At 40.9% G+C, this 1,209-nt stretch carries 1 protein-coding gene; it reads left to right on the top strand.

Going from position 1 to position 1,209, the window contains the following annotated elements:
* Positions 1–757 (top strand): hypothetical protein (locus BHC51_RS12580; RefSeq protein WP_180296390.1); only part of this gene is annotated, 757 nt, incomplete at its 5' end.
* Positions 758–1,209: the final 452 nt, after the last annotated feature.

Here is a 1,209-nt window from a genome sequence, read left to right as displayed (position 1 = left end):
TAATCGCGATAGCCGTGGCCGCGCCGATACTATTGGCAAACTCGGTACTCAATCCATCAGCATCCCCGCGGGCGTGATTGATGGCTGGGCACGCTATATCGGCGATCCGGGCGATTTTGCCGATCCGAAAATCAAAGCCAAATACCAGCGCCCGCCAGAATCTTATGACTTGCCGATTGAATCATTTGGTTTCCTGTATCGGATTACTGACGGCGATATTTATACCTCTTTCCGGCAAACAGAAGAGGATTACCGCCGCGATAATGAAACCTTAATCCCGTATGGCAAACCTTTTCCATGGGCCGATGTCATTATCTATGGTGAATATGATGCTGCGCCGCTGAATTTTAATGCCTATGTGCAGGAAGGCTTTAAAATATCAAAAGAAGTTTCCAATATTGATTATATCCAGCAGCCACAGCCGCTGTATGGCTTAACCGTATATCGGGCCAATAATGGCATTGATCCCAAAACCGGTGAACCGTGGAAATCGGATGTTAATGCCAAGGATATTTTGCTCAAAAAAGATCAGGCCGGCAATATTAAAACTTATATGGGTTGCGAGTTTTCTGAGCATAAAAATTTTTGTAGTCATATGTTTTATAATGATAAATTTCATATCAGAGTATCAATTAGTTATAACCGTACTTATCTGCCGCAATGGCAGCAGATGGAGAGCAATATTATCAATATACTGGATAGCTGGCGCGTAAGCCCAGAAGGCAGGCTGCTGGGCAAACAGATTGGTAAAGCCTAGTTTGTAGTAGTGGTATAACTTATTGATTATCTCAGGGAGAGCACTATGTTAGAAGCAAAAAAAGTAAGCAAAAGCGAAATTCAGGCATGGCGTAAACAGATTGAAAATGGTTATGCCAAATGGGCGCAATGTTTCTTTAAATCATACTGATTAGATAATTAATAAATATTGGCTAGTATCTAATTTAAAACAATAAAATTGAAAATAATTCTGAATTTCTCTCTTTTCTTTGTATTAATGTTGCGTTAACTTTTGTATTAAAAAATAAAGAAAAAGGCTGCTTATGAAGTCTGGATTTAGAAAAAGTCTACTTATCTTGGTGCTGCTGTGGCAGGTATTGCTGCTTGCCGGCTGTGACTATTTTGTAAGCGAACAGCAGGCACATGTACCATTCTATAATCGCGATAGCCGTGGCCGCGCCGATACTATTGGCAAACTCGGTACTCAATCCA

The sequence above is a fragment of the Snodgrassella alvi genome (assembly GCF_002777745.1).
GTDB lineage: Bacteria > Pseudomonadota > Gammaproteobacteria > Burkholderiales > Neisseriaceae > Snodgrassella > Snodgrassella alvi_D.
This window is presented reverse-complemented; position numbering and strand designations above follow the sequence as displayed.